This window comes from Ruegeria sp. AD2(2025) (assembly GCF_056542385.1).
This window is the reverse complement of the sequence record NZ_JBQFZS010000017.1, coordinates 1-25,570: the sequence shown is the minus strand read 5'-3', so window position 1 is coordinate 25,570 and position 25,570 is coordinate 1. Positions and strand designations below refer to the sequence as shown.

Sequence of the window (25,570 nt, the reverse complement as noted above, 5' to 3'; positions counted from 1 at the left end):
GCATCATGACTAAACCAACTATGATTAATCGCCGTACATTCTCATCGCTTGCGGCCGCTGCGACTTTGTCTGCGTCATTCGGCGCAACGAAAGCGTTTGCTGCAGATACCGACGTTCGGATCGCATGGACACCCGGGCCGGCATCCCCCCAGATCCCTATGGCATTGGATAAAGGGCTGTTTAAAGCAAACGGCATCAATCCAATATCAGTGACTTTTCCGACAGGTCGTGAGGCCCTCGAAGCGTTGCTGAACGGCGGCGCGGAAATTGCATCGCTGGCGGAGCTGCCTGCGGTCACAGCAGCAATGCGAAACCAGGATTTTGTTCTCTTGGCCTCTTCAACGGTGTTCTCCGGCAACCGAGTTATTTTCAACACGAGTTTGGGTGTAAGCGAGGTTGCTGATCTACAGGGTCGGAAACTCGGTGTCACGATGGGAACAAATATGCAGTTTCTTGCAGAGACGGTGCTTGGCGCTGCAGGTGTCGAAGCAGAAATGGTCAACGTCGCCCCCGGTGACATGGTGCCCGCTTTGGTTCGGGGAGATGTTGACGCGGCAGTGATGTTTGACTTCTTTTACCCGATGGCCCAGCAAGCGCTTGGAGACAGCTATGGTGAAGTTGCAGCACCCGAATACAACGGTCAGTTTGTTATCTGCGCGTCCAAGGAATTTGCCGAAAACAATCCGGAGGGCGTCGTAAACGTTCTGCGTGCTTTGATCGCAGCCGATGAACTACTCGAAGACGATGCGGAAACTGTTCGGGTTATCAGTGAAGCGACCGGCGGGGCCCTTACGGTGGAGACCGTGCAAGCGAAACTGCCTGACTATAAATATGAACTGGCCATCAATGCCGAGCTTCTTCCTTTGATGGTGCAGGAGGGTGAATGGATTAATCGGAATGGAGTGATCACGGAGCCAGCAAGCGAGGCATTGTTCCGTAGCTACATTGCCGATCAGTTCATTGGCGGCATTGACAAAGAGCGCGTTCAACTCAAATGAACAATGTCAATTTGAAAGCGTTTGGCTCTGAGTACGCACTCAGAGCCAACACCGTAATGCTCCGAAGCGGACCGATCACGAATGGGATCGTCGCTGTAAAAGATGGTGTGATAACTTTTGCAGGATCTCAACAGGAATACAGGGGTCAGTCACCCATCTTCGATCTTGGACGCGTGGCGATAACACCTGGGATTATTGATGTTCACCACCACGTCATAGAACCTTTTGCCAAGGCTCTGACTGGCGGCGAACCTGCCCAGATGTGGAAAAGAATTTGGTTGCCCTTGGAGGCTGCAACGACCCCTGAAAGCGCTTACGATGGAGCAAAGTGGACCTTTCTTGAGGCGCTCCGAGGGGGTGTGACCACGATTGTGGAACACGGCGTCAGAAATGCAGAGATCGCAGATGCAGTGCACAGAGCGGCCGATGACGCTGGGATTAGACTTGTGTCGTCAACCGGTGCGTATGATTTGAAGAACTTCGAAACATCCGCCAGAACACCGGATGCAAACAGCACTATTGACGACGCCATTGAGATCGCCGAAGCGCATATCAAGGCATGTGACCCGTTTCCGCGCGTTTACCCGTCACTGGCCTGCGGAACTGTGCAGTCAAACAGTCAGGAAATGATTCAATCGCTTTCGAACTTCTGCCGGGAGCGAGAGATACTGTTTCAGATCCATGCAAACGAGCATACACTTGAAGTGCACGCCTCGATTGAGGCAACTGGTAGACGGCCACTGCAACTTCTGCACGACTTAGACGTTCTGGGACCAACGACGCTGATTGCTCACGCGACACTCGCAACCCCGGAAGAAATCAGAATGATGGCCGAAACCGACACCGCTGTCGCCTACAATCCAGTCGCAAGCTTCTGGAAAGGAAACAATGTGGCGCCGGTGTTAGATTTCATCGAAGCGGGAATTAGGGTTGGATTGGGATCCGATGCAACGCGAAATGATGGATTTCGTATGATAGATGCAGCGGAAACGGGCCAACGACTAGTGTATGGGATTCAGAGGGATGATTTTTCATGTGGTGCCGCATGGCGTTGGACGGACGCAGCCTTCCACGTAGGTGCATCCGCTGCCATGCTCGACAAGACAATTGGCGCGCTTGAACCAGGTCTCCGTGCAGATTTCCTGATATTAAACCAAACTGGGCCGGAAGTACTTCCTTCCTGGGACTTCACTTGGGAACTGGTTCGGTACTATGACCGAGCCGATATTGTTGCCACGGTCGTCGACGGTGAACCAGTGGTGATTCAGGGTGAGGCAACTCGTTTTGATGCCAAGGAGTTCGTCGATACAAGACTGGGGCATGGTATTGCATCAATCGAAGAAGCGGAAATTGTACGATTGCACGGGAACAGCGAAGGATACAGGACCAACTGAAAATGTAATACTTAGGATGATCAACTACTGCTGTATGTCTGACGTCAGCACCAATGGGACGGTTTAGGTCGATTTGATAAGAGAGGTTTTCTGGCTCGTCGTAACCGCCAAGGAGTGGAGATGAGATAGGTCAAAGCGTTACGCGTTTGATCCAGTGGATCAAACGAAGCGCATGACCGGAACCAAGCAGAGCCGCGGTGAGAAGGTCGTAAAAGACATTCGCCGTGTGACCCGCAAACAGTACTCCGCAGAAGAGAAGATCAGGATCGTGCTGGACGGTCTGAAGGGCGAGGACAGCATTGCGGAGCTGTGCCGTCGAGAGGGCATCGCGCAGAGCCTTTATTACAGCTGGTCCAAGGAATTCCTGGAAGCCGGCAAGAAACGTCTGGCAGGCGACACGGCTCGCGCGGCAACTCCCACCGAAGTGAAGGATCTGAGACGGGAAGCCCGTGATCTGAAGGAGGTGGTTGCCGAACAGGCCTTGGAATTGCGCCTACTCAAAAAAAGCATGATCGCGGATGGGGACGACAGCGAATGAGATACCCTGCGTCTGAAAAGCTGGAGATCATCCGCCTCGTCGAAGGCTCGCATCTGCCGACCAAGCGCACTTTGGAAAAGCTGAGCATCCCGAAGACCACCTTCTATCGCTGGTATGACCGGTATCCGTCGGGTGGTCCTGAGGCGCTTGAGGATCGTAGTCCCAAGCCATCACGGGTCTGGAACCGCATTCCCACGCCAGTGCGCGAGAAGATCAAGGACCTGGCCCTGAAGGAAAGTGAGCTTTCCCCGCGTGAGTTGGCAGTTCGCTTCAGGGAGATCATGCTGGGGTGTTCTGGGTGGAAGCCGGCATGCCGGCTGAAACCTAGAGCCCGGTCACGAGCCAACTGGCTCGGGATTTACTATGGAAACAGATTACAACCCGAAGTCACTCACCGACCGGAACGTACCCTCGACGGCGCTTTTGCTTTTTGAGTGTCTGGAGCGCTTCATTGGCCTGGGCTTCGTCTTCATACGTCACCATCATGGCTTGCCCGTTTGTCCCAATACGTCCCCAGGTACGAAGGACGGACACTTCGCCAAACAGCGTCGGCTGCCATTCTATTCCATAGAACCGCGCCATGTTGACGTCGGGGGCCCACATGGATCAGGTGGGCAGGTGTGGTTGCTGACAGCTCCATGATGTGATTGTCGGCGAATTCAGCGCGTCTGTCCAATAACATTGCCAGATCAGTTCTTTAAGAAAGATTTTGATCCTCAATAGAATCTGGCACCGACCTTCGCTACCGTTGCACGTACAATTGCGTCATCTTCGACTAGAGATTCACCTGTATGCGTGAGGTTTGCCAACTGGTTGTCTCGCCTGGTTGGCCAATACGTTGAATGGAAAGCCCTTTTCTGCGTGAAGGGACTGGAGTCGTACTTGTGGGTTGGAAACTACACGGCGGTGACTTGTAAGAAGCCGCTTTCTTGGTACCCACTGATCGTGGAGCCGGTTTCAGGCTACCGGGTTCCTGGGCCGAAAATGCGTTCACCCTGCTCGTCAATTACCTGCTTCGCCTTGGCGATACTGAAACTTTCGGCCTGGTCCCGGCTTTCAAAGACATCCGCCCGGATCACTGTGTGAGTCTTGCGATCTTCGTCGATAGTTTTTTCGATACGGGCCAACAGGCGGTATTTGCCACCCTCAGTCATCAGGTCAGGGAATATCTCGAACCCTTTGTAAGAGACCGGCTGTGGATCAGACTTTTCGCCGCCACCGAAGAGTTTTGAGAACAAGGACATTGGGCAGCTCCTTTCAATGTAGCTCGAACCGGAGGATAACGCCGCTGAAGGCTAGGATGAAGCAGGTCGTGAGATCAGGTCACCGGTCATCAATCCGATAACATGCTTGGTGCATGGTCTGAAGGTCCCAGTCCACGGCGAAAGCCAAGCCCTACGCACCACACTCCATTGCATGGAACGGCCCTAAGCCGACATTGGACAGCCGTCTACAATGCAGCGGTGCAGCCCGTCAGACTGGACATTCGCGGGACACTCGCGATAGGCGTGTAGCCCGTGGTTACTTCCTCTGCTATTCTGCTAATGGATCTAATTGAGGCGAGACATTGAGTTCCATTTCGAACGGCAACTGGCCTGAAGGTTTCGATAGACTTCCAGATTTTCCAGCATTTGAGAGTTTCGCTAAGGCTCTCTGGGAAAAGCAGGCAGCTGTTATGGTCGGCTCGGGTTTTAGTAGAGCCTGTCTACGCGAGCCGACAGCACCGACCCCACCCCTGTGGGGCGATTTCAAGTCTCGTATGGAGATCGCGCTAGGGTACAAATCGGGTTATGCACCCGATGCTTTGCGCTTGGCTCAGGAATATCAAACTCTTCATGGAGAGGATGGTTTAGATCGGTTGATCCGTGAGCTTGTGCCAGACGAACGGTGGTCGCCGGGTCCCTTGCATAAACAACTACTAGAATTACCGTGGCAGGACGTGTTGACCACAAACTGGGATACACTGCTTGAGCGAACGATGCCCGAAACACCTGATCGTGTTTATAGCTGCGTCAGGACTGTGCAGGATATTGCGCATCAAGCAACTCCGCGCATCATCAAGCTTCACGGGTCTTTGCCGTCACACAAGCCGTTCATTTTTACAGAGGACGAATTTCGCACCTATCCAGTAAAATTTGCTCCGTTTGTAAATCTTGCTCAGCAGGTCATGCTTGAACATGAACTTTGTCTCATAGGTTTTTCTGGTGTTGACCCAAACTTTCTTGCTTGGAGCGGCTGGGCTCGCGATACGTTGGGAGCATCGACACGTCGGATTAGGCTAATTGGCTCATTGAACCTCACGCCACCCGCTAGAGCCCTTCTCGAAGCACGAAACGTGACACCTATTGATTTGGGACCATTGGTCAAAGCGGTCCACAGCAGCGAAAAGCACGAGCGAGCACTTGAGATTTTTTTTGAAGCTCTAAACATTGCCAAACCGTCGTCCCCATTCGAGTGGGTGAAGTCACCGGATCGTTTTTCAGCGCCTCCGAACGCACCAGATCACGAGAAGGCGAGCAGAAAAGAAGTCGCAGAGACATGGGCCAGAGATCGCATGTCTTACCCTGGTTGGATCATTGGTCCAGTTCGACAAACGAATTCACTTACCTACAGCTTGCCGACGTTGAAAAAAGGTCCTGAAACGCCTGAAGCACACTTGAGATTTGCGGCCGAAAAAATCTGGCGACATCGAACAGCCTGTATCTGGATTTTCCAGAACGACCTTGAAGAAGCAGACCAACATTACGAAGCTGAACACTCAAATCTCTCATCACCTGAGCGCACCGCCTTATGCGTGGCCTGTGCGACGGAATGGCGTAGATTTCAGGATTGGACCAAGTGGGCCGTCTGGATGGAGCGGCTACAAGCTATCTCCAGCGAAGAAGGGCGACTTGCGTATGCCTATGAAACTGGTCAGCGAGCCCTCTTGCAGTGGGATGATGCTGCAGTCTTGACAGCTGCCAATAGCCTTAAATCTGAAGAACCGCTTTGGATGATGCGGCGCGCCGGTCTGTTGGCAACTCTATATCACCACCGCGATGCTGCCGAACTATATCAAGCTGCGCTTTTGCGGATCAGACAAAAGCAAGTCGCTGATCCAAAGTCTGCGTGGCTCATTTCGTTGGAAGGTTGGGCATCGCACTATCATCGTTGTTCAAAATCGGCGCTGAGCGATGACCCTTACAGCTTCCCAGATGATGAAACCGACGAAACACGCATGCGTTTCCTTGGTGCCAAAGCAGACCCATGGGAAACTATTTCGCGCTATGATAGTCTGACCACTAAGCGGATTGACCGCAATAGGAAGGATAGCGAACCTTGGTTGTTATCCTTTAAACCCGGCAGCTACAGACCTGACGGCACAATCCGCGTCAGTGGGGATGACGAATGCCCCTTCTATGGATTGCTTGAACTCATAGAGCGCACAGGCGCACCTGAGACCATTTCGAACTTTGACGTGTTTTCCACCCGTTTCGAAACGGCTTATAGGGCTATCACAAATCCCGACGAAGACGACTTAATGACATTTTTGGCTCGCTATCGTGGGTCGGACAAAAAGATACTCGATTGGGTGTTGCCGCGCACGAAGGTCGCGCAGCTAAGTATGGAAGCTATCGAGCAATTGCTTGAGGGAATTCAGAAACGTGTAGATCGTTTGCGAGCTTTGAGTGACACCAGAAACGGGAACAATCATCTCGCCTTCCTTCTGGAGGTGTTGGCAAGAATTGTCATCCGTGCGGAATCTAAGAAAGCGTTGGATTTGTTTCTGTGGGCCATTTCGTTGCTCGAAAAGCCAGCCATTTGGTGGGGCGGTTATGCTGCAAGCAACTCGGTCATGGAATCGGCTGTTGAGGCGATGACCTTAGCCGAAAGAGAAAGTGCATTACTCGCGGCCATTGACCTTAAGCTCCCAGCCGAGGGTGGTGCAACGGCGATTGAACGCGATTGGCCAGAGCCAATCGATGCTTTCTCTGATCAAGATGCGAATGGTCTTAAAATATCAATGTCTACTTCGCTTCGCATAGACGAACTGATCTCTCACGTAGAAGATGGGCAAAAGCGGGACCGTGGACGCGCAATTCGGCGTCTTCATATTTTGTTTAAGGCAGAAAAGCTCTCTGAGCTTCAGGCGAACGCTCTTCGAGACGCAATTTGGAATAGAACGGGTAAGAGTGGATGGCCATCCGACACTGATTTGCATCCGTGGCTATTTATTGAACTGCCCGACCGCAAACGGGCATTAGAACTTTTTCAAACGAATATCATCGATGCTGTTGCCCAAGGTAGCGTCAGCCATGATCTACTGATGAACCTCAGAATTGGTCTAAAAATTGGAGACTTTCTGCTAGACGAGGCAACGCTAGCGTCCTGTATCTCTGCATGTCTTGACTGGACTCCGACCAGCATGGAAGGGCGATCTGATTTCGATATAGCAATGTCCGGCGATACCGGCCTTAATCGAATTACAGCGCGTGAAATTGGTGAAGTTCTGGCGCGAACGCTTCTGCCAAGGATTGCCCCTCAAACAATCGCTGACGAAGACATTAGTTTGAGCCTTACTACCAAAGAAAGCTACCAAAGGTTGCCTCAACTGGTAGCGGTTGCGTACCAGATTGAGCGGCTTTTTCCTGAACATGCTAGCTTTGCACTTTCGCTCGTGCGGCTAGCGCTGGCCAGCCGAGACCCAGAACGTGTCTACCCGGCGTATGTCGCGATGATGCAGTACACCCAAGGTGAAGCTTTCGAGAGTCAGAATAGCGTCGCGATTGTTGAACTCTTGATGCACGCCATCGAACAGCGCACCCAACCTGGGTTAAGCAATGCACTCCATCTGATCGGCGATCTTGTTTCCGCTGAACGCTTGAGCTTGGCTAACCGAGAGCGAGTTGTGGCTGCGCTTCCTGCCCTGATGGAGGAGTATCGATACGATCAGGGTCGCCTTGAAGTTCCTTCACTTGCTGATTTGCCCCTCGTTAGAAAACGTATCCACAGGTTAACATCGCTGCTAGGGAAGCAAGATGACCTGCTGAAGGAAATAGACGCGCAGCTCAACAATGATCCTTTACCGGAAGTGCGCGCCATCAACACATAGTACGACGACCCTCGCTGTCGCAGGAAGAATCGTTCGGTTGCAGTTTGTCTTATAAAATGCTGCTAGCCGGTCTTTGATCGAACTCGGCCGAGCAAAGCTGTTTGAATGACAGCTTTGGCGAGACTGGCTTGATATTCGCGCGTGCAGCGAATGTCTGCTTCCCGCCCTTCGTGCCGTACTTCAGCCCCCTACCCGTTCAGCTTTAGCCAATAGCGTGTGTACCGAAGTTCACCGGTTCGGGTCAGAGCCCCCTTCTCTACCAGGTCCTGCAGATCCCGCGTCGCGGTAGCGCGCGACGTTCCGGTGATCGAGATATAGTTTTCCGCACTCAATCCCCCTTTGAACCCATCTGGACCAGCTTTGAACAAACGGGCAATTACCTTGCCTTGGCGAGCGTTGAACTGATCACGATGCCGGTCATGGAAATGCGTCTTGGATATAAAGAAACCAACTCGTTCAAGCGTTACCTGCTGTGCTGTAAGGACCGTCTCAGCAAACCAAACGAGCCATGGTGTGACGTCCAGGGTCTTTTGGTGGCGTTCGAGTTGGTCGTAGTAAGCCTTCCGCTCTCGCTCGATCGTGAAAGCAAGTGCAATCAGGCTTGGCTGACCAACGTTATAATGAGTTCCAAGGACACCATCGCACGGGCCCAGAACTTTGTCATGTATAGATCTGCGACAGAATGCAAGAATGTAGCTGGGAGATCTTATTGTCCAACTTTTTTTCTGAGCAGCGACAAGGGATTGAGATGCAGCTTCGTCATTTACACGCGCGGGCACGCTCGTGTTCTCAGTCAAGGCGATGAGCCAAGGTCCGGATTAATATCGATGGATAGGCAAACTGGTCCAGAAGGGTATGTAATTGACGCTGAAAACGGTGCAGTCACAGTCAAGGCATCAAAGAAATACATTGAAATAAATCTCGACAAATAATTTGAGGAATATCTGATGAAAGTAGGAGGGCTTCCTGTAAACCTGAATGAATTTCAAGGCACGCGCATTGGGAATGGGATAGAAGACGCTGTCTCTGGCGTTGGAACGGGAGCTTCGTTTCTTCACAATTTAGCTAAAGGATTACCTAGCCATGTCGACAGAATTGAACTTACCAAAGTAGCCACTGGAACTTGGTCAAATAAGATCGAAGATGGCGCATTAAAAGTCAGCATTAACCCAAAAAGTGACATTAGCAAATATTCACCAGGATCTCTTTTTGGCCATGAATTGGCGCACAAGGTAGAGTACATCGACAAGGCTGCCGCAGCTAGGACTGATAATTACATTAAAGACAACCCCGATGCATATGAAAGTCTAGTTGAAATCTTCGGAAATGAGGAGGATGCACGATTTGCTATAAATTACGGGTTTGAAGAGAGTATCATTACAAAATTGGATGACAACTATCGTTTCGCTGTAGGCGGACCGGCGAGAGGTTGGGTGTCTCCTGCTGAAGCGATTATTGCTTTCGCTGCGCACTATGATGTCGCCGAGCGAAAAGACTTTAGCGGTATCGAACTCCCCGAACCAACGGCCAGCATATCTTTTCTAAACTCTAAATTCGCCGCATTAATTTCTAAAATTCCAGATGATCCACTTCTTGCTCTAGATTTTGCGTCTGGAGTAGAAGAAGCTATCCAAGAAGGCTCACACAAAAGAGAAAATGGGTCTGTCGAATTTTGGAATGACGGCGTAACAATCGGCCAAACTAGTCCAAACAGTTACTATAGCGATAACTTTCTCAATGAATACGGTACGGTAAACGCGAGCGGTCACGCCTCCGCCAGGTTTGGTGGGCACGTACGGGCGCTGGGGGACTGGCTTGGCTTTGATGGTCAATTTGGTCTTCAGGGTAGCTTTGCAGAACCTGGCGAGGGCAAAAACGGCGTCTCCATTCCAAATAGCCTACTTGCGGCTGTTGCTGTGGCAGTTTCCTCTCAACCAAAGACACCTCAAAAAACCAAAACCCAGGATAATTACGGCGGCTACAGCTCTGGCGGTGATGTATCTCACGAGGGCAATTACGGTCGTAGTGGTGGCGATGTTGGCACGGGTCTTTCTGGCGAAGACCGTCCTCTGATCCTTGACCTCGACGGTAGCGGCGTTGAGCTGACCCAGCTTTCGACCTCGACGGTCTTTGTGGATTCTTCGGGCGATGGTTTGCTGAACCGGACGGCCTGGGCCGCGGCAGGTAACGGGGTTCTGTTCTACGACGCGGACGGCGACGGGACGATCTCGGAGAAGCGGGAATATGTGTTCACGGAATGGGACCCGACGGCGACGAGCGATATTGAGGCGCTACGGGCGGTATTTGACTCCAATGGCGACGGGGTCTTTGACGCGAATGACGACAAATGGGGTGACTTCAAGGTTCTGGTGACCAACGCCGATGGCTCGCTGGAGGCGAAGACGCTGGCGGAGGTGGGGATCACCTCGATTGATCTGACGGCGGATGCGACCAATATTGAACTGCCCGATGGCTCGGTGATCACCGGCAAGACAACCTTTACCTACAGGTACCATGCCGATGCGGACTTAGGGTATCGTCTGAATTTGGCCGATAAGCCACTGAATGGCAAAGTCGCCAAGAACCCCACGGTTCTCGGTCCAGGCCGAGCCTTGCGCGTCGTTGAAGCCGAAGTGGTGGACGCCGACAAGGATCCCGTCTTCGTTGAAGACCGGGGAGCCGGAGGAGCCCTTGGCGGTGTCGCAGGTGTGAGTGAAGTCTGTGTCCGAGACGCGTCCGGATACTGGCGCGGCGCTAACGGCGCAGTCGAGCAGGGAAACCTGTTGCGGGAAATCGCCGGCGTGCTGAACGATTGCGAGTGTGCCGTCGGGCGGGGGCGGGGCGTCCGGTAGCGGGACGACGCCGAACTCGGAACCCGGCGTGTCAGTCAGTCTGATGGCAGTAAGGTCGAGATCGAAGCTGGATTGCATCGGCGTCCAGCCTGCGCAGTAAACCTGCGGTCCGAACTCGGTTCCGGAGCCGGTGCGCCGATAGCCGAAGAGGGCGGCCATGGTCGAGCAGTTTTCCTCTGAGTTGATGCAATGCTCGTTGGTCACGAGAAGGTCCTCTTCGATCAGAAAGCCGCTGCAGGTCCGCGGGATCTGGGCGTCGAAGAATGACAGGAGCGCGACCGGCCCCGAGAGCGCCTTGATATGGTCCGGGACATCGGTGGCGAGGATGTCCTGAAGCTGGAGTTTGCCGTGCGTCGAGTAGAGAACAGGCTCCGCTGACTGGGAAGACAGATTGTCGATCACAAAGACCGCGTCGCTTGGCGGCGAAACCCGCGACTCGATTGCTATGGTTGCGGACGTGCCGGGCAGAAGCGGCGTCCAGCGTCCTTCTTCAGGTATATCATTGATTAAAAAAGAAAACCGGTCAGCATTCTCGGGAAATAAATGGAGCATTGCGTCGTCGGGAAATGGCGCGCCCTCGCGGCGGAGCCGGAGGCGAATATAGCTTGTCCCGGCAACAGCCACTTGTCGCTGCCAGACAACCGGCGAAGACGCACGCGACGTGTCGGCGTCGAACCGCAAATCCAACTCGCGAACGGTTCCAGCACGGTTCGCTTCGAGAACGGGCGCTTCCTGCGCCATCGCGGGTAGGGCAATGGTGAACGTCACCGCTAAGAAGGCAGGCTTCATCGTTGATACATCGGCGATGTGTAGTCCTTGATGTCGCGGAACTCGAAGGTCTCCTCGACGAAGTTCCCATCAATGCGGGTTCGCACCTTCACCTCTGGAGAAAGTGTCGCCATGACGCAGGACGGGTCACGGTCGAGTTCACCACCACGATCACCAATTTCGTCAGTGACGTGACTGAAGATAATGTGGCTGCCGCGTTCCTCATCGAACGTCATGCGCCGAACGTTCCAGAAGTTGAGCTGTTCGGCGTCGTTGCCCTGGTTGCATTGGATGAAATTGGGCGCGGCGGTCACCAGACCGATGACGGGTTCTTCGCGGTCAAATAGCTGGAACTGCGCCTGCTCTACGGCCAGAGCCCGTCGCACGTTGAGCCGTCCTCCGAGGACCTTACCCTTGAGGCTGGGGAAGTGGTCGGCGGTGTAGACGAGCCGGTCTTTGACCACTTTCGGCGGGATCTGTCCGCCAGGTGGGATGACGTCGGGGTCGTCTGCCCAAAAGCTTTCGGCCCGAGCGAAGAGGAGTGACGCCGCTGCGGTTACTTGCGGGGCTGCAAAGGAGGTCCCCTTCTTTTCGACGAACTTATTGCCGGATACGGTAGACAGGATGCCGATCGCGGGTGCGGCAATCTCGAATTGCGGATGCGTGTTGCTACCCGCGGCGCCGTCGCCAGCGCCTTCGCTCCAGACCTTCGGCTGCGTGAGGTTGCTGTCGATGCCGACCACGGTGATGACGTTTTCCAGATTGTTGAGGCAAGCCGGCAGAACCGGACACTTGCGCTCCAAATCCTGATTATGGTTGCCCGCCGCGGCGACAATCAAAGTCCGCTTGGCTCGACTCTCGAGGACGTCCCGGAAGTCGTCTTCAGTCTCGAAAATGGGCGTCACGCCGAAGCTGAGGTTCGCCACGCGAACGCTGAATCGGAGGCCTTGGTTCAAACGGTCGACAACGATTTGGACTTCCTGCGCCGGCGCCTGGTCGGTGTCGAAGGGAACGAAATGGAACTCGGCGTAGGGGTTCATGCCGACGATACCCATTCCGTTCGGAGGCGAGGCGATGACGCCGATGACCGAGGCGGAGTGCTCTGACGCATCGAGCGCAAGTTCGTCGATTTCGGAACATGCGATCGTAGGGAGAGCTTCGGCGGTCCCTGCGTCAATAATGGTTGCCGTCTCAGAAGATGTGTCGGCGGCATCTGCGACGACGGCGGCGGGCTCCAGGATCGTGCCGTCTGGCAGCCTCAGCGGCGGAAGATCGCAGTGCGGAGTATTCAACGCGCCGTCCATGATCGCCACGATCACCGGAGCGAGATCACCGTCTTCGAAAGTCTCCAGAGTCGCGAAGGGATGGCCGATCAATCTGAACAGCTCGATCTGCTTCTCGAAAAGCGGGTCGTCCAACCCGAACTTTTCAATCACACCTATTGTCGAGAGATTTCTGCGTAGCGCTTTGATCGCTGTATCGCTTGGCGATTTCTCCTCGGTAACTTCCTTGAACGCATCGGAAAAATCAGTCTCTGTCGTCGCAAAGACGGCTTCTGGCATGTCGATCTGCGTCGTAACTCGCGATAGCTGCCCGGCAATCTCGGACTTCGCATCGCCGCGTAACGGAAGAGACGTCCGGAGTTGAAGGACGGGGATGACCGCTGCCGGCTCACCGGCGTGCTTCGACGGAGGATTGAGTTCAATCACCAGCTCGCGGCAGGAGATACCCCATCCGGAACAATCGAGAGACTCGGACAGCGAGACGATTTCAGGAGACCAGGAGGAGTCCACCGAGACGCGTTCGAGGGAGGTGACCTGCCTAAATTCGTAATGAGGGATGATGATTGTGTCGCCCGTTTTCGTATTCCAACGACCCGGCGTGATCGCGTGCCCACCAACGTGTGAGGTTGGGTCGGAAAGGTCGATTTTGCCTTGTGTCAGAGTGCGGCGACAATGGTTCGGGTTCAGGTCGCAGAGCATCGCGTCGATGCCTGCCGGGAAGAAGGAGCCGAAAAACTGACCTTCGTTGCGCATCGCCAACTCGGCGAATGGGCGCTTGCCGAGTTCGTGTTTCTGAACCACAAGGTTGCCGGAGTTATAAAGCGAGAGGAAGAGGTCCTCGATCTCGAGGGCAAGTCCCTGATCGTTTGTGCTCTCGGATTGCCACGTCAGAGCAACAAGAGGCACCTGAATTTCCTGCGCTTCAGCTTGAACGGTCAGCGTCGCGGCGGCGAGTAAGGGAATGAGGCCTTTTGTCATCATTTCGTCCTCTTTCTCCGAAGCTTAGCTTGGAGTGTGGCGTACGGAAACCTCGGCGGTTCCCTCCGTGAATCCGTGGATCATGATGTGAACGTCCGTCGCGCCGTCCGGAACGTCGCGGTTGCACGTCTCATCCGCTCCCGCAGTTAGCGGGCGGCAGTCATAGTTGGCCAATGCTGGCGGACGGTTCACCTTTATGTAAAGGTCGGGATCGCCCGAACCAGTCATTGTGACGATGATCGGGGTCCCGGGCGTTACCGACACCGAGCCGAGCTGGACAATTTCGTTTTCGGCAACGTCGACGGCGTTGAACGCCGTCGTGGTCTCGCGACGCTCTTCGCCAACGGTTCCGGTGCAAATCGTGGTGTCGATCTCGAAACCGGCGGCGGCGCCGTAGAGACAGGCGATACCGTTCTTGTCTTTCTCGGTCAGTCGAAGCGACCAGTCGCCTTGGCCGTTGCACTGAGGGTAATGCATGAACGAGAACGCGTCGTAGTCCGTGACCCCGCGCCAGTCGTCATCTTCGAAGCATTCGCCAGCCTCGGGACGGGTGTGTTCGTGTCGCCCGCCGATCACATGGCCCAGCTCGTGGCGCAGAATGCCGCGGAGCGTCAGCGCGTCGTTCGGATCGAGCTGGAATGACGACGGGTCGATGACGACCGACCGAAGCTCGCGCGGGTCGTTGGGGAAGAAGGCGGCTGCGAGGAACCGGCCGCCCGCGTTGACCGGGCGCACGTCGAAGAGGACGTTGGGGTTGTATTGGTCGCAGAACGCGTCTTGCGAAGCGATGTAGTGGAAGTCGAAGTCGCCGACCGTTTCCAATGCGGCGGCGGCGGCTTCCATGTCGGCGACGACGGCTGTGTGACGGAAGCCGAAATCCGTGGACACGCAGTAGGTCAGCGCTTGTCGCATGCTTTCTGGCCAGATCTGGTCGAGCCCGCCGATGTTAAGAACCGCAAACTCATCGACGTCGCCTTCGGGCTGCACAGGTTCGTTGGCGATGTTGCGCAGATAGAATTCGCGAAGCTGCTTCTCGTTATTGATCGGGACGTCACCGTTCACGTAGAACTTGCCGGTTTCCTCAAGGAAAAACGTCTGATCTCGAAATTCCTCGAAAGTCAAACCGCGGGCCGCCTCGCGCGCTTCGCGCGCTGCTTCCGCGAGCGCGGTGTTGCCTTCTTCCGGTGTGACCGGCTGGGCGCCGGCTCCGGAAGCAAAGACGAAAGTGAGGACTGTTGACGCAAGACGCATGACAATGTCTCCAATTCAAATCAAGGTATTCTGAAACGCCGAAATAGCAGCATTCCAGTCGAAGTTTATGGGCGCGACCGACTTCATTCCAGCCGCCCCGGGACGGTCTCGACATCTACATCCCCGCCCATCTCTTTTCCTGCATCGCCAGCTTGTGTCGCCGAGTAGACCGCCTGAACCTCAAGCCTTGCGGGCGCAGTCACGACCACGAAACCTTCGTAGAACGGCGGCGGATTGCCCTGGAATACGCGTTCGTTGATGTCAGTGCAGTCGGTCTTCAGCGCCTGCGTCGGCTCTAGAGCGTCTTCGCCGATCCTGGCCCGCTCGCCGGGCTTTTGGCCCCCGGGTGGAATGGATAGTGCCAATTCCTTGGCGAACTTGATGGTCTCCGGGCCGATGTTGGCGATATTGACGACGGTGCCGTAGGCCCCTCGGACAACCGGGCCCTTTTCCGGTTCCTCCCAAAGACCGCACACAATCTTCGCGGCGTACTGGAAGCTGGTTGCGCGGCGCGGTTCGGGTCGGGTAGGCGGCTGGTCGCCTGCTTCGCGGAGGACGAAGAGACCGTCTTCAATGTTCGAGACGAGGATCGAACCGGAGGGCAGATAGGGGTACACGCCCCAGGCGCCGTTGAACTGCGGGTTGTTGCTTGCGGGCGAGGGGAAGGTGTCGAAGAAGGCGACCTCGTTCGGTGTGGCCGGGTCCGAGATGTCGAGGACCGACAGTCCGCGCCGATAGGCCGACATATAATACTTCGAGCCCTTGACAAAGCCGTTATGGTCGATGTTGGTCTCTGGCCCGCTCCAGACGCCGACCATCACGGGATTCGTCAGATCGGAGATGTCGAAAACGCGGACAGTCGTGTTCAGTCCCCTCTGGACTTCGTCAAGTTCGTCTTGAACGAAGACGAAACGGGTATCTTCCGAGACCCAACCGGAATGAACGTAAGAGGCGTCGGCGTAGGTCGTGGAGCTGAGCTGGAGCGGTCGCGACGGATCGGTGACGTCCCAGAGGTCGAGCGTGTTCTCATTGTAGTCGACGAGAAGCTCGCAGGGATTGTGGCCCGAGGCGGGTGGGTTAATCCCGGAGCGACAGGCCACTGTTCGACCGTCGGTAATGACCGCGCTGGCGGCGTCGTGGGCGTACTGCGATCCTTGAATGGGCCGCAGATCGACCTGCGGGTTGAGTGGATCGGCGAGTGATAAGCCATGTGCTGCCCCAAGGTCCTGATCGGAGCCGAGAATGAAGGCGCGCGGGTCGAGGCCGGGGAGTGCTTCGCCCGTCGTATAGTCGGTATTAGCGATGTAGATGTTATGCGCCGCGTTGAAGCCGCGATAGGTCGTTGCAAGCGAGATCGAAGCGGGCAGGCCCGATAAATCGATGATTTGCAGGCCTTGCGGCGAGGATGGTTGGTCGGCCGTAACGTAGGCATAGGCTTGCCAGTCGCCACCTTCTGTCTGGAACTGATAGACCTTGATGTCGCGCCACTTCGCCGTGAACCCGGGGATCGTCCCGACCTCTGCCGGGTTCTCCGGATCGGTCACGTCTATGACGGCAGTGCCATTCAGAAGCCCCATGATGGCGTACTCGCGGTTGTCGCGGTTGTCGACAAACCCCCAGATATCATTCGCCGCGCCCGGTTGTGTCGAGAGCGCTCCGAGCGGAAACTGAGACAGAAGGTCGATCCCGTCGCAGGGAAAACTGCCGGCCATGCCGTTTATCGGGTTACAGGGTGTTGCGGGCAGCAGTTCGCTCCGCCGGGTGGCCGCTGGCATAACAAGCGACTCCTCGATGGCAAGACCCTTCCGGTCTTGAATGAGACGCAGTCCACGCGCTGCCAATGCTTCGCGCTTTGTGAATGAAGGGCCGGTGATGTAGCTCGGGCGCGTCTGCGGTGCGGCGGCGGTGAAGCCCGTTCGCTCAAGATAGCCACCTCGCACCGTGATGTCGGGGCGGAGCAGCGCGTCTACGGTATCAGGTGAACTGTCGTAGTCGCCGCCCGCGATCAAGACGGCGTCGCCTTCCTCGGCGATTGAAAGCGCATAGTCGAGCGCACATGCGGCGTCCGCCGGGCATTCGCCTTCGGAAATACCGTTCGGTGTGACGTAACGGGTGACACCTCTGCTCAGCAGAGCGTCTCCGCCGCTTTGCGCTTGGGCGATCAGGAGGCCGCGGCTTTCCAGCGCGCGCGCTTCGTGGTCTCCGACCCCTTCCAGAATGGTCGGCGAAGCGCTTACGTCTTGCGCGTCGAAGCTAGCGTCAAAGCTGCCCTTTACCTGGACGACGTGGCCGAGCAGCTGAATGATTTCACCAGGGTCGCTCATTTCGAAGTCGAACCGACCACCTGCGACGTGAACCTCGTCGCCTTTCTCTGTGCGGCTCATCGCGTAGGCGATTGTTGCACACGCTGTTTCGATTTTGTCGCAGTCGCCGGTATCGGCGCCATCCTCGCTAACGTAGTGGATTGGGGTTTTACCTTCATGCGCGATTGCCTGCGACGCCACCAGTGGGAGCGCCGCAAGGGGGACGAGAAGAACCGGGAGTATTGCGGGTCGCATGGTCTCTCTCCTTCTCTCTGGTTCAGCCGATGCAGATGCCGGAGGCATCGTTATTGCCTTCGTCCGACTCGCTCACGGCTGCCGTCCCGTCCGCCCGAATACGGAAGTCGCAATCGGGGTTGAAACAGCCAAACGGGAAGCCAACGGAGACGTCCGCTTGCGCGCCTGGAACCAGCGGGCCGGTCGGCAAATCGACAGCACCGAAGCTGCCAAAGTCGACTCGCGTCTGCGACGGTCCTGCGTCGCCAGTTCCTTGATTGCGGACCGTCACGACGAGGTCACTTCCGCGGATCCGGCAGAACTGACCGTTGGCGTCCGGAACCGGGACGAGGTCGGCCTGCTTCCGCGGATCTGGATCATCGTCCGGGTCGCCGCCGTTGTCCGCGCGCCGTTCGACAACGGTCTCGACGTCGATGGCGGCGCCGCCTCGCTCCGGGTTGAGCGCGGCCTTTGTGTAGACTCCGACCACATCGAGCGATTGGTCCGACTTTAGAACAAGGAATCCCTCGATGTAGGGCGCGGGCCACGAGCCGCCAAAGACTTCCTCGCGGACGCCGTCACAATCGGTCGCGAGTGCGAAGTCGGGCCGCAGATCGTGGCGCGCAAATTCCTTCACGTCGCCAGGCGCCTGTTCTTTCGGCGGGAAGGTGAGCGCGAGCGTCTTGGTGAAGCGCGCGACCTCCGGGCCGGGATTGCGGATGTTGATCGTGGTCGCGTAGCGCCCTTGGGTCAGGCGGAAGTCCTCGGGATCCTCGGCGATGCCGCAAACGAATTTGGCCGCATAGGTGAACGCGGGCAGGGCCGGTACGTCGCATTCCTCGGGGATCCGAAAGCTTTCGGTGAAGCTGCCCGAGGTCGGCGTCGCCGCACCGACGCCCATTCCGCGTTTCGCAAAGCCACGCCACAGTTCACAGCGGTTTGCGCCCCCTGTGCGAGCGAGATCGGCTGTGAAGATAGCGTCGCGGGCTTCGATGAAGGTAGGGTTGCGCTGAAGGTTGAACATGCTGTCAGTCAGAAGCTGAAGCATCAGTTCGTTGCCGGCGTCCGCGCCGTGCTTGTCGACCAGATTGCGGCGTGCTTCCCATACCGTTACAGCCCAGATTTCACCCATGTCATGTACGCCGCCTGAGCGGGTTTCGAGCCAGGGGCTGACGGGTGGTGTTGCGGAACAACCCGCAGATGGAATCGGCGTGATGTCATAGGTCGCCGGTTGCATGTCAGCGAGTGTGAACGGGTTCACGCAGAGGTCGGTCGAATAGGGGAAATGACGGATGCCGAAGTAGTAGTTGTCATCCCAGTTCGCAGGCTGGCCGAAGGCCGGGTTCAAGTGGAACACCGCGTAGCCGCCCACGACGTAGATCCCATCAGGGTCTTCGTCGGCCGTCCGGAGGAGGTGCAACGCATAGAGGTCGGAATACCCCTCACCGAGACCGCCTGCTTGTCCACCACCGTCGAGACCGCGCACATTGGGGCCGCCAATGATGCGGTTGGACAGTCCGTGAGTGAACTCATGGATCAGAATCTCCGTGTCGAAGCCGGAATCGCGATCCGGGTCCGGACCGGTCCATGTAAATGAGTTCAGACGCGGACAGCAAAGCCCGTCGGCCGACGGTGTGAAAAACGTGGAGTTGTCTGTGCCGACGTGCAGGCGTGCGCGGATCGGATCTCCTCCAACGCCCATTCCGGTCGAGTTTACCTCCTGGAAGTTACCTGCGGCCTCGGTGAAGCCAAGCTCAGCCATCCGGTCATGCCACCAGTTCGTCATGACGAATGTGTTCACAGTCGCAGCGTCACGGTTGGCCTGAACTTGCGGGGCCTGCGAGAAATCTGCCGGAAAGTTAAACTCCCGCGTCGAGACGCCCGCGATATCGACCAGGCTGGCGGTCGGCTGCTCCGCTGCATCGGCCTCGCCGTCGCCATCAAGGTCGACGAATGCGATCACGTTGTTGCCTGTCGTCGTCATTACGCCGTCCGCCGTCCAACCGCCGACCGAAACGGCGGTATCGCCGTTCGTCGCCAGCATCTGTGCTGCGATTGCCCCACCTTGGCTGCCGTCAGGCGTGTTGGGGCCGGGGGTCAACGGGAAAGGGTTGTCCGCAGGCCGATAGTCGGTCCGCGCATCCGAGGTCGGTGTGTTCAGAACATCGACGTAGGAAAGATAGCGGGGCATGTCGTGATCTGTTGCCGAGTGGCGATAGAGAACATCGCCCGTTTGCGCGTCCACGAGGAGCTGATAGATGAACGGATCTTCCCGCAGTCCCACATGAACCTCCCAGACGAGGCGCACGCTGTCGCCGGAGGCAAGGAAATAGATCAGCCGCACGGGAACCGGCGCAGCAAAGATCTCGCCCGCCGAGAATGTCTGACGTAGCTCGGCGCCTTCGGGCGTGTCGGTCCGTTCCAAGTTGGCGTCGCCAATGCTCCCACCGAGGTTTTCCGTCGCTACGCGAATGGCGTCTTCGGGCGTTAATTCCGGATCAAGCGCTTTGATCTTCTCGCCCACGTTCTGAACCGTGACCCCGGACAGACCCATGAGGCGGCCATCGGAACTGACGGAGCCCACCATGTTGGTGGGGAAAATCTGGCGCCCCTGCCACCGCTGCTCGAAGGCTATGCTACGGGTCTGGTTGAGCGCTTGTTGGGTCAGTTGCGGTGACGGGTCGAGGTCGGCTTCCCGTGTTGTGACCAGCGTCGCGAGGTCCGCGCCGCTCAAGCCGAAAACCTCCGCGTTCTGCCGGACGAATTCGCGCGCCACCTCGGCGGCTGAGGTCCCTTGCGCGGCGCGCGCGGTGAGAAAACCCTGGGTGCTGGTGACACGCGATGGCGTGCCGGTCAGTGCGTTGAATTCCATCACAAGACCGGGCACGGAACGTGTCAGAGCCTCTGCGGCGCTGCGCTGGCTTGCCGAGGCAAGAGCCTGCGTGGTCAGGCGCGCGTTTCGAGCGTCCAGACTGGTGTCGATTGGGGGCAGTGGCTCCTCTTCGACTTCGAGTGGGGGCGTTGTCTGAGCCGCGGCGGGACCCGCAAGCGTAATCATGAAGATGGCGTATAGCTTTGCAAAATGGCGGAAACTCATGGCAAGTTCCTTCCATGTCAAAGGGTTGGAAACGGAAATCGTTTGATGAATTCGGATACTTCTAATGGCGCGAGTATAGCGCAAAAAGTGCAATTTCTCAAATCTTCGGGGTGAATGGCTGTGGGAAATTACACGTCATGGTTCCTCCCGGTTAGTCCCTGTCCCTTTTCAACGGGGATGGCGTCACACGCCAAATCCTTAAGCGTTGCCCGATTTGGGGCATTGCAACCGTGCCGTGATCGACGACGATTACCGCAGGAAAAAGAACTCCTGATTCTCACCCTATAGAGCGCGAAGAGGGCAAACATCACCCAAACTGGGGGCATCTTCGCATTTTCTGGAGTTTTTTAACAATTTGCGACATGCTGGCCCCATGCAAGCGCGACGCTCAAGATGAGCGAACGCCGGTTTCGACCGGGATGGGGTGAACGGAACGAGTGGAAGGCGATTTGGGAGAGACGGAACAAAGGCTCATCCTCGATATCTACGACACAGTGCTTGACCCGACGAAGTGGACCGACGTCCTCGATCGGGTCGCTCACGCCGTGGGCGCGCGCGGTTGCATGATCTTCGAGATGGACGATCCGCTGGGAAAGGGAGGGCGGCTACGGGCACCGCATATCTCCAGCCGCTACGAGCGAGATGCCGTGGAAGAATACATCAAGGCGTTTACCGAGTTTGAACTCGAGGATCAGGAAGTCTTCGCCCGATATTCTGCGCGCGGTGACGGGATTGATCTCATCGGCGACGATGTTCTCGCGCCGACGGCTGCGGAGCTTGCATTACGCCCGAATGCGGCAGCGATGCGGGAGTACGGTATCAGTCACCGGGCAGGCGCCCTTCTTTCTAAGGACCAGCCTGACCGGGACCGCTTTTCCATCCAATTCTCGGACCATCATGGCCCCTTGAACGGCGCCGACCGCGCCACGCTCAACCTTCTGCTTCCCCATATTGCGAAGGCCAGTGAGCTTGCCCGCCCCGTCTCGCAACTCGTACAGCGCGCGCACGGGCTTTCCGAGGCGATCGAACGCCTTCGCGTCGGCGTCTGCATGATCCGTAACAACAGGCAGATCGTTGTGGAGAACGCGGAATTTGCCCGGCAGCGCGAGATGGTCCGGATTTTTCGGCGAGCGCCGAACGGGCTTCTTGAGATGGTCTCCTCCTCTGACCAGGTTTGGTTTGCCAATCTAATCGGCGATGCTGGCGCTCACGGGAAATATGGCGCGCGTCCTCGAAAGGAGGCGTTGGTGGGAGGTGACGGCGGGACCGGAGGTCTGGCCGTTGAAGTCGTGCCGCTCGCGTCGGCGGACGCATTCGGGGAGCCGAGGGTAGACGGGTTTGCCGTCTACAGCCTCGATACGTCGCAACCGATTCCGCTTGATGTGCGACGCGTGGAAATGGCGCTGTCTTTGACGGGGTCGGAGGCCGGGTTGATCGAATATCTCGCCGAAGGGCTGACGAACCGGGAGATTGCCGCGCGTCGTGAGCGCTCGGTCGAGACCGTAAACAGCCAGGTAAAAGCGATCCTGTCGAAGACGGATTGCGCCAACCGGACGCAATTGATCCGCAAGATAACGAATATTGGGGCAGATTTCTTGATGCATTGAGGCGCATTCGTCCGATTTAGCCCATCTTGGTGATGGGGAGTTCGCGTGGGCGGTGCAGAATTTCATAAAGCGCGTCGCGGAAAGGCGTCGCGGCCAACGGAGAGGATATTACCCATGATTGGCAAGTTTCGCGCCAAGGCATTTCTAACAGCGTCTGCCGCCGCTACGGCAACCTTAATCACGGTCCCCAGTGCCGAAGCGCAGGAAGCATTGACCGCCTGCGAGGGTTTCGACATCACCTGTCTGGATCAGGGCTGGACCGACGCCCAGCGGGCTTGGTGGTACACGACCACTCAGGGATCGCGGTTTCTGCCCCTGTCCTGGGCAATCGCTTTGGAAACAGCTGACGGCACCGACCGCGCCTTCGGCGAGGATCATCTTACGGGCCTTGGTTACCTGATGAACCCGTCGTCGGGCGCAAATCCGTTTGGTCTACCCGTCGGATTTGCGGTCGATCATCGCGACGAACGCGACAGTGAGATCATGTGCGACACCTTCCCGGAAATGTGCCGCGAGGGTGTAATGCGCGAGGCGTGGCTGGGTCTCAACTGTTCCGCCTGCCATACCAACGAATTGGTGTCCAAAGGTGGCACAAGGTTCCGGATCGATGGCGCGGCAACGATGGCTGATTTCACTGGGTTGGTCGACGGCACCGAGGACGCGCTGCGAGCGACGATCGGGGACGAAGACCGCTTCGAGCGCTTCGCGCTTTCGGTCCTGAACGGGCGTCGCGACGCCGAGTCCTGGCAGTCGCTGCGCCGCCAGATCGACGAACAGCTGGTCTGGATGGCAGAGCTGCGCGCCGCTAACGGAAACGCAGTCGAAGCTGGTCCCGCCCGTCTCGATGCGCAGGGGCATATCCTGACGAAGGTCAGCATGGTAAACGGCGCGACCTCGCGGCCTACCGAATTCCAGTCGGACGCCCCGGCCAGCTATCCGTTCATCTGGAATACTAACCAGCAGGCACAGCTACAGTGGAACGGGATTGCTTCGGCGGTGGCGAACATCGAGATCATTCCCGGTCGTCCAACCGAGCTCGGTGCGCTGATCCGCAACACCTCGGAAGTCATCGGCGTCTTCGCCCAGATCGAAGCGGGTCGCCGGGCGGCTTGGCGAGGCTACGACAGTTCCGTCCGTGTGACCGAGCTGGTCGGTCTGGAGCGCCAGCTTGCGCGGCTCGAGTCGCCGGTCTGGCCGGAGGATATTCTCGGCGAGATTGATGACGCAAAGCGCATGGAAGGCCGCGCGCTGTTCGATGAGAACTGTGCAAGTTGCCATGCCCATCTAGAGCCCGACGATGTCACGTCACCTGCTCAGGATCAGATGACGCCGCTTGTCGAAGCAGGTACGGATGTCTTCCTTGCCTGCAATACGTACCTACGTCAGGCGAATGCCGGAAACATGGCGGGTCAGAAAACCTTCGGCTTTACAGGCGACCGCATCCAAGATATTGATTTCACGCGATCAATGCTGGTGAATGCGTCGGTCGGCGCGATCGTTGGCAAACGCGGCGAACTCCTTCGGACAATTTTCTCCGAGATCGGCCCGGACGAATTGGCCGTGTCGATGCCGCCGGCACTCACGCAGATCGAATATCTCCCTGGCGTTGTCGATCAGAAGAAGAAGGAACAGGCGCGCAAGTGCCTGACCGAGACTCATCCGCTGCTGGCCTACAAGGCCCGACCGCTGAACGGTGTCTGGGCGACCGCACCTTATCTGCACAACGGTTCGGTCCCGACGCTCTACGACCTGCTCCTTCCCGCGAAAGTGTCCAACACGGCGACGCCTTCTACACCTGCGGTAACCGGCGAGACCCGCCCGGAGAGCTTTGGAGTGGGCGGTCGTGTTTTTGATGCGGAGAACGTGGGCTTCTCAACGGATGAAGCCGACAACCCCTGGGTCTTCAATGTTCGAGATGCCGACGGAAATGTCATTCCCGGAAACTCGAACGCCGGGCATGACTACGGAAACGCCGATTTCACGGACGAAGAGCGTATGGCGATTGTCGAGTATCTGAAGTCGCTCTAGCCCACCGCGGAGAGGTCACTTACGGGTGGGGGCGAAATAGTTCGGTTGCGCAACACGGGATCTGTTCCAAAGTTTCTTACTGAACGAAGAGTTGGTACCGAACCCGCGGCTCACGCAGCGAGTTCTGCAAATTGACGAAACGGACAGATTCCGGGCGTGATCTGACCTTTGCGGTTCATGTGCGCCACTTCGATCCGGTCCAGGGTAGCCGCCGCTGAAGCGAAGGCCTTGAACCCTGACATTAGTCGAGTTCGCCTCTTAATGAAGCGATGGTGCTGTTACACGATGCTATTTAGGTACTTACGCCTGACCATCTCGATTGAGATCGGGCAGCCAAAGCCTTTAAGCTGAGCCACCCCCCGAAATTCGGACACTGATGTAAGCTGCGAATTGCTGTCTGCTGATCTTCGACGAAGAGGAGATCAGAGATGTCGAAACGGAAGAACCATTCGCCTGAGTTCAAGGCCAAAGTTGCGCTTGAGGCATTGAAGGGCGAGCGGACGGTTGCTGAGTTGGCAAGCCAGTTTGGCGTTCACCCGCCACGGAACAATCACGCTGGCTGGTGTCACCAGCAATAGCATTACGGCGGATGATTTCCTGTTCTGAGAGGGAACTACAGACAGGTTGAGCCAGATAAACAAAACGACCCGGCATTAAAGTGTGGGGTCGTTTTATCTCGATGATGGAAATCGGGTTGATGCATAGAATATCAGAAACTCCATTGCTTGCCCTGGTTATTCACATTTAAGTCGCTTCCAGCGTTTCAGCTTGATGAGGTTTTGCTGATCTGTTTCAGCCCAAGTCAGTCGATAGCAAATGCTTTCTGTTTGGCTAACTTGGGCCTGCCGCGGACCCGTGAATTGGCAGGGTCGTCGTTGTGAGGAGCGCTCACGTTCTCACCACAATAATCTCAGTCTCAGCAATATGAACCCATCTCAATTATTCTGAGCCCGTTCTCAAATAAAGTGATCCCAAATCGATTTACAGTCTCAAATAATCTGAGCCAGAAACAGCGATAATCTCGCGCCCAACGGAATATGATCTCAAGCTGCTACACCTAGCTTTGTTCCCTTGTTGGCTCGATCTGATCGAATATGGCCGTACATATCTGGTCCATTTCCAGCGCAAAGAAGTTTTTGGCGGCGGC

General features: G+C 56.6%; 12 protein-coding genes and 4 pseudogenes. 7 read left to right on the top strand and 9 right to left on the bottom strand.

Annotated features, from left to right (window positions below; genetic code table 11):
- The first annotated feature begins 5 nt into the window (after window positions 1-5).
- From ACR1XV_RS20510 to ACR1XV_RS20500, 3 genes and pseudogenes are all read left to right on the top strand, one after another.
- Window positions 6-998 (top strand): ABC transporter substrate-binding protein, encoded by a 993-nt coding sequence (locus ACR1XV_RS20510; protein ID WP_480534774.1) that lies wholly within the window; start codon window positions 6-8, stop codon window positions 996-998.
- Window positions 995-2,392, top strand: coding sequence for an amidohydrolase family protein (locus tag ACR1XV_RS20505; protein WP_480534772.1), 1,398 nt, complete (start codon window positions 995-997; stop codon window positions 2,390-2,392). Before ACR1XV_RS20510 ends, ACR1XV_RS20505 begins: the two co-directional genes overlap by 4 nt.
- A gap of 172 nt (window positions 2,393-2,564) precedes the next feature.
- Window positions 2,565-3,208, top strand: a pseudogene (locus ACR1XV_RS20500) (transposase); the annotation flags it as partial.
- Window positions 3,209-3,317: 109 nt separating this feature from the next.
- Here the strand turns inward: ACR1XV_RS20500 and ACR1XV_RS20495 are convergent.
- Both ACR1XV_RS20495 and ACR1XV_RS20490 read right to left on the bottom strand, forming a co-directional pair.
- A complete protein-coding gene (locus tag ACR1XV_RS20495; protein WP_480534770.1) occupies window positions 3,318-3,512 on the bottom strand; it encodes a WGR domain-containing protein in 195 nt (64 codons plus the stop codon).
- A gap of 380 nt (window positions 3,513-3,892) precedes the next feature.
- A complete protein-coding gene (locus ACR1XV_RS20490) occupies window positions 3,893-4,174 on the bottom strand; it encodes an HlyU family transcriptional regulator (protein WP_480534768.1) in 282 nt (93 codons plus the stop codon).
- 323 nt (window positions 4,175-4,497) lie between these two features.
- Here ACR1XV_RS20490 and ACR1XV_RS20485 point away from each other — a divergent pair, with 323 nt between their 5' ends.
- Window positions 4,498-8,022 carry an SIR2 family NAD-dependent protein deacylase gene (locus ACR1XV_RS20485; protein WP_480534766.1) on the top strand — a complete coding sequence of 1,175 codons (3,525 nt, stop codon included), beginning with the start codon at window positions 4,498-4,500 and terminating at the stop codon, window positions 8,020-8,022.
- 188 nt (window positions 8,023-8,210) lie between these two features.
- Here the strand turns inward: ACR1XV_RS20485 and ACR1XV_RS20480 are convergent.
- The 6 genes and pseudogenes from ACR1XV_RS20480 to ACR1XV_RS20455 form a co-directional block, all read right to left on the bottom strand.
- Window positions 8,211-8,639 (bottom strand): annotated as a pseudogene (locus ACR1XV_RS20480) (Fic family protein); the annotation flags it as partial.
- Window positions 8,640-10,550: 1,911 nt separating this feature from the next.
- A complete protein-coding gene (locus ACR1XV_RS20475) occupies window positions 10,551-11,426 on the bottom strand; it encodes a trypsin-like serine peptidase (RefSeq protein ID WP_480534796.1) in 876 nt (291 codons plus the stop codon).
- 233 nt (window positions 11,427-11,659) lie between these two features.
- The gene (locus ACR1XV_RS20470; protein ID WP_480534764.1) at window positions 11,660-13,903 is read right to left on the bottom strand and encodes a S8 family peptidase; all 2,244 of its coding nucleotides are present in this window, start codon (window positions 13,901-13,903) and stop codon (window positions 11,660-11,662) included.
- 24 nt (window positions 13,904-13,927) lie between these two features.
- Complete coding sequence (locus tag ACR1XV_RS20465; protein ID WP_480534762.1) at window positions 13,928-15,154, bottom strand: hypothetical protein; 1,227 nt, start codon at window positions 15,152-15,154, stop codon at window positions 13,928-13,930.
- An 83-nt stretch (window positions 15,155-15,237) separates the two neighbouring features.
- Window positions 15,238-17,712 (bottom strand): choice-of-anchor B family protein, encoded by a 2,475-nt coding sequence (locus ACR1XV_RS20460; RefSeq protein WP_480534760.1) that lies wholly within the window; start codon window positions 17,710-17,712, stop codon window positions 15,238-15,240.
- A gap of 22 nt (window positions 17,713-17,734) precedes the next feature.
- Window positions 17,735-20,788: a M36 family metallopeptidase gene (locus ACR1XV_RS20455; RefSeq protein WP_480534758.1), complete on the bottom strand. Its 3,054-nt coding sequence runs from the start codon at window positions 20,786-20,788 to the stop codon at window positions 17,735-17,737.
- Between the two features lie 437 nt (window positions 20,789-21,225).
- Here ACR1XV_RS20455 and ACR1XV_RS20450 point away from each other — a divergent pair, with 437 nt between their 5' ends.
- Window positions 21,226-22,395, top strand: coding sequence for a helix-turn-helix transcriptional regulator (locus tag ACR1XV_RS20450; protein ID WP_480534756.1), 1,170 nt, complete (start codon window positions 21,226-21,228; stop codon window positions 22,393-22,395).
- A gap of 114 nt (window positions 22,396-22,509) precedes the next feature.
- Window positions 22,510-24,423, top strand: a complete 1,914-nt coding sequence (locus tag ACR1XV_RS20445; RefSeq protein WP_480534754.1) for a di-heme-cytochrome C peroxidase — start codon at window positions 22,510-22,512, stop codon at window positions 24,421-24,423.
- A 110-nt stretch (window positions 24,424-24,533) separates the two neighbouring features.
- On the opposite strand, the pseudogene ACR1XV_RS20440 reads toward ACR1XV_RS20445, so the two are convergent.
- Window positions 24,534-24,770 (bottom strand): annotated as a pseudogene (locus ACR1XV_RS20440) (DDE-type integrase/transposase/recombinase); the annotation flags it as partial.
- An 81-nt stretch (window positions 24,771-24,851) separates the two neighbouring features.
- Between ACR1XV_RS20440 and ACR1XV_RS20435 the strand changes: the two are divergent.
- Window positions 24,852-24,962 (top strand): annotated as a pseudogene (locus ACR1XV_RS20435) (transposase); the annotation flags it as partial.
- Between the last annotated feature and the right edge of the window lie 608 nt (window positions 24,963-25,570).

What these genes read in the sequence shown, in the direction of transcription:
- ACR1XV_RS20505 (WP_480534772.1), top strand. Translation starts at nt 995, where the DNA reads ATGAACAATGTCAATTTGAAAGCGTTTGGCTCTGAGTACGCACTCAGA.
- ACR1XV_RS20470 (WP_480534764.1), bottom strand. Translation starts at nt 13,903, where the DNA reads ATGACAAAAGGCCTCATTCCCTTACTCGCCGCCGCGACGCTGACCGTT.
- ACR1XV_RS20455 (WP_480534758.1), bottom strand. Translation starts at nt 20,788, where the DNA reads ATGAGTTTCCGCCATTTTGCAAAGCTATACGCCATCTTCATGATTACG.
- ACR1XV_RS20460 (WP_480534760.1), bottom strand. Translation starts at nt 17,712, where the DNA reads ATGCGACCCGCAATACTCCCGGTTCTTCTCGTCCCCCTTGCGGCGCTC.
- ACR1XV_RS20490 (WP_480534768.1), bottom strand. Translation starts at nt 4,174, where the DNA reads ATGTCCTTGTTCTCAAAACTCTTCGGTGGCGGCGAAAAGTCTGATCCA.
- ACR1XV_RS20495 (WP_480534770.1), bottom strand. Translation starts at nt 3,512, where the DNA reads ATGGCGCGGTTCTATGGAATAGAATGGCAGCCGACGCTGTTTGGCGAA.
- ACR1XV_RS20475 (WP_480534796.1), bottom strand. Translation starts at nt 11,426, where the DNA reads ATGCTCCATTTATTTCCCGAGAATGCTGACCGGTTTTCTTTTTTAATC.
- ACR1XV_RS20445 (WP_480534754.1), top strand. Translation starts at nt 22,510, where the DNA reads ATGATTGGCAAGTTTCGCGCCAAGGCATTTCTAACAGCGTCTGCCGCC.
- ACR1XV_RS20465 (WP_480534762.1), bottom strand. Translation starts at nt 15,154, where the DNA reads ATGCGTCTTGCGTCAACAGTCCTCACTTTCGTCTTTGCTTCCGGAGCC.
- ACR1XV_RS20510 (WP_480534774.1), top strand. Translation starts at nt 6, where the DNA reads ATGACTAAACCAACTATGATTAATCGCCGTACATTCTCATCGCTTGCG.